The organism is Robiginitalea sp. (assembly GCF_049588695.1).
Classification (GTDB): Bacteria; Bacteroidota; Bacteroidia; order Flavobacteriales; family Flavobacteriaceae; genus Robiginitalea.
The window spans coordinates 1-3,638 of sequence record NZ_JBAVZJ010000521.1 but is presented as its reverse complement, the minus strand read 5'-3'; the positions used below and the strand labels follow the sequence as shown (position 1 = coordinate 3,638).

Genomic DNA, 3,638 nt, shown 5'->3' with positions numbered 1-3,638 from the left:
GATCAGGGACGCACTGAGCCCCTGATGTTCCATTTCATTGAGTCCTTCTATGGTACACCCCATGGGTGTGGTAACCCGGTCGATTTCTGCTTCCGGATGACTTCCCGATTGAATCAGGAGCTCGGCCGCTCCCCGACAGGTATGCATGGCGAGTTCCTGGGCCTGCGCGGCATCGAACCCCAATTGTATGGCACCTTGGGTAGTTGCGCGGATCAGGCGCATCCAGAAGGCGATCCCACTGGCACAGATGACTGTGGCAGCTTGCATACGCGCTTCTGGAATAATCATGGAATGCCCCATACGATTAAAGATGGCCTGGGCGAGTTCCAGACGCTCTTTCCCCTGTTCATTACTGCATAGGCAGGTCATCGAGTGCTGGACGGAGATTGCCGTATTGGGCATCGCCCGGATGATATACCGCCCCTTACCGATAAGGGCCTCGATTTCAGAGATGACAAAGCCTGTAATCGTGGAAATAACCACATGGTTTTCACCCAAAAGATCCTCAACAGAGTTCAGGACAGCAGGAAAGTCGCCAGGTTGTACTGCAAAAATCAGAATATCCGATTCCGAAACCGCCTGGCGGTTATCCGAAGTGGTTATGACGTTGCCATAAGCTTCAAATTCCCGGAGCGTATCCGGATGGCGGCGCGTCAGGTACATGCTTGTGGCGGCCCCGCTGTGGAGGATGCCTTTGGCCATTGAAATACCCAGGTTGCCCGCACCAATGATTGCTATTTTCATCAGAAGTATTTTTAATTTTTAAAAGCCTATCGCTTTGAGGGTTAAGCCCCGTTCCCGGGGGAATCCAAACATCAGGTTCATATTCTCTACTGCCTGTCCGGAGGCTCCTTTTAAAAGGTTGTCCAGGACCGAGGTAATAAGCAGTTTTCTTTCGTGCAGGTGCAGATGCAGGTGTGCGGTATTGGTATTGACCACCTGTTTGAGGTGTACCGGGTCCTCCGTTACGAAGGTAAACGGGGAATCTTTGTAATAGTCCGTATACAACTCCACCGCTTGTTCGATACTACCGGCATACTCCGTATAAAGCGTTGCAAAAATGCCGCGGGGAAAATTCCCCCTGTGCGGGAGGAAATTCAATTCAGGAATAGCCGTGCCCGTACTTTCCAGGGTTTCCCGAATCTCGGAAAGGTGCTGATGTGTGAAGGGCTTATACACAGACATATTGTTATTTCGCCAACTGAAATGGGAGGTTTCTGAGAGTGCTGCTCCAGCGCCCGTACTCCCTGTTACCGCATTGATGTGTACAGCCTCTTTGAGCAGGCCTGCAGCGGCCAGGGGAAGGAGTGCCAGTTCAATAGCCGTGGCAAAGCAACCCGGGTTTGCAATGTTCCGGGACCTGGAAATCGCATCCAAATGGCATTCCGGAAGGCCGTAGACAAATTCCCTTTTCCCGAACCAACGGTTATCCACCCCCCGAAATTCATTGCTGAGGTCGATAATGCGTGTGGCCGAACCAAACGTCCACTCCTCCAGAAACCGCCCGGAGTTTCCGTGGCCCAGGCAAAGGAATACCACGTCTGTTTCCGTATCGGGCCGGTCGACATAGGTGAGGTTCGTCTGTCCTGTCAAATCCGGAAAAGTCTTGTGGAGGGATTCTCCTTTCCGGGTCCGGCTGAACACAAAATCCAGTTGGACGTCCGGGTGTTGAAGCAGAAGGCGGATGAGCTCCCCTCCCGTATAACCGGAACCTCCTATGACTCCTGCCCGTATCATGAGTCCCCTTGTATTTGCGAGGCAATGCGACCTGAATTAGAGAGGATTTTGATAAATCCTTTGGCATCTGTAGCCGACCAGCCCCGGTTGAGTTCCCCATAGCTTCCAAAAGAAGCATCCATCAGGTCGTTTTTCGAATCGATCCCTTCAAGTTCAAAACGATAGGGATGGAGTTTTACAAATACACGACCTGTTACCTTTCGCTGGGAATCTTCCAGAAAAGCTTCGATATTACGCATGACTTCATCCAGGTATTGCCCTTCATGCAGGAGCATCCCATAAAAACTCCCCAGCTGTTCTTTTTGAAATTGCTGCCATTTACTGAGGGTGTGTTTCTCCAAAAGGTGGTGGGATTTAAGGATAATCAACGGGGCGGCCGCTTCAAAACCCACGCGCCCTTTGATCCCGATAATCGTATCTCCCACATGTATATCCCTGCCAATAGCAAATTGGGAAGCCAGGGCTTCGAGTTTCAGGATATTGGCTACCGGGGTATCCTTTTTTCCATTCACTGCGGTTAGTTCCCCTTTTGTAAAATCCAGGGTGACCGTCTGGGAATCTTCCTTGACCAACGGGTTTGGATAGGCATGATCAGGCAGGGGCTTACGCGACTTCAGGGTTTCGTCTCCACCCACAGAAGTCCCCCAAAGCCCTTTGTTGATGGAATATTTTGCTTTTTCCCAGGCATAAGGGATACCGGCATCCCGGAGGTATTTGATTTCTGCTTCCCGGGAGAGTTGGTTATCGCGAATCGGGGTAATGATTTGCACCTCAGGCACCATAATCTGAAAAATCAGGTCAAAACGCACCTGGTCGTTGCCTGCACCGGTACTTCCATGGGCGATATGGGTGGCTCCTGTATCCCGCGCATATTGGGCGATTTCCATAGCTTGTACAATGCGCTCTGCACTAACCGACAGGGGGTAGGTATTGTTTCTGAGAATATTCCCAAAAACCAGGTACCTGACCACGCGGTCGTAAAAGGATTGCACCGCGTCTATGGCCCGGTATGAATGTACGCCCAACTCCAGTGCCCTGGACTCTATTTCCTTTAATTCTTCCCCGTCAAAACCACCGGTGTTCACGGTTACGGCATGAACTTCATAGGCTTCTTCATGGGAAAGGTAGTGCGCACAATAGGAAGTATCCAGGCCTCCACTGTAGGCCAAAACGAGTTTTTTCATGGTTTCTTTTTCTTTAATAGAAGTTTTTGCTTCAGGTTTTTCAAGCGTTCGAAGGATTTTTTATCCAGATTCGGTTCCGGTTTGGATGGCATTTGTTTTGGGTCGTAAAGCATCCCGGTACAGAGGCACATATTGCGGTTTGTACGGGTAAGGACATCGAAATTTTTGCAGGTCTGGCAGCCTTTCCAGAATTGCGGGTCGTCGGTGAGTTCGGAATAGGTCACCGGGCGGTAGCCCAGTTCTGAATTGATTTTCATCACAGCCAGCCCTGTGGTTATACCAAAGATTTTGGCTTCCGGGAATTTCTTGCGGGAGAGTTCAAAAATCGCCTTTTTGATCTTTTTGGCAAGCCCCTGGTTCCGATAGTCGGGGTGTACGATAAGACCGGAATTCGCCACGTATTTCTGGTGGCTCCAGACTTCGATATAACAAAAACCCGCAAAGTGGTCCCCATCGATTGCGATCACGGCATTTCCATTTTTAAGGCGCTTGATGATATACTCCGGTGTCCTTTTGGCAATCCCCGTACCCCGGACCTTAGCCGATTCGGTAATGGTTTCCGAGATCACGGCTGCAAATTTTATATGTGATGCATCAGCAACTACGATTTTCATTGCCAATTGAGAATTAATACGTGGAAGAGAAATTTTAAAATCGATGCGGAATTGGACTCACCTAATTCCATAACAGAGAGACACCCTTACGGGCGGAGGCGGA

General features: G+C 50.1%; 4 protein-coding genes. All 4 read right to left on the bottom strand.

Annotation, left to right across the window (positions count from 1 at the left end; genetic code table 11):
• A partial coding sequence (gene proC / locus WBV75_RS12110; RefSeq protein WP_424120851.1) for a pyrroline-5-carboxylate reductase occupies positions 1-744 on the bottom strand: 744 nt, incomplete at its 3' end.
• A gap of 18 nt (positions 745-762) precedes the next feature.
• A complete protein-coding gene (gene argC / locus WBV75_RS12105; protein ID WP_424120850.1) occupies positions 763-1,737 on the bottom strand; it encodes an N-acetyl-gamma-glutamyl-phosphate reductase in 975 nt (324 codons plus the stop codon).
• Complete coding sequence (locus WBV75_RS12100; protein ID WP_424120849.1) at positions 1,734-2,921, bottom strand: argininosuccinate synthase; 1,188 nt, start codon at positions 2,919-2,921, stop codon at positions 1,734-1,736. Before WBV75_RS12100 ends, argC begins: the two co-directional genes overlap by 4 nt.
• Entirely contained in the window at positions 2,918-3,535 is a 618-nt protein-coding gene (locus tag WBV75_RS12095) for a GNAT family N-acetyltransferase (protein ID WP_424120848.1), read from the bottom strand. Before WBV75_RS12095 ends, WBV75_RS12100 begins: the two co-directional genes overlap by 4 nt.
• Positions 3,536-3,638 lie beyond the last annotated feature (103 nt).

Coding starts and splice junctions, on each gene's coding strand:
- WBV75_RS12100 (WP_424120849.1), bottom strand. CDS start 2,921: ATGAAAAAACTCGTTTTGGCCTACAGTGGAGGCCTGGATACTTCCTAT.
- argC (WP_424120850.1), bottom strand. CDS start 1,737: ATGATACGGGCAGGAGTCATAGGAGGTTCCGGTTATACGGGAGGGGAG.
- WBV75_RS12095 (WP_424120848.1), bottom strand. CDS start 3,535: ATGAAAATCGTAGTTGCTGATGCATCACATATAAAATTTGCAGCCGTG.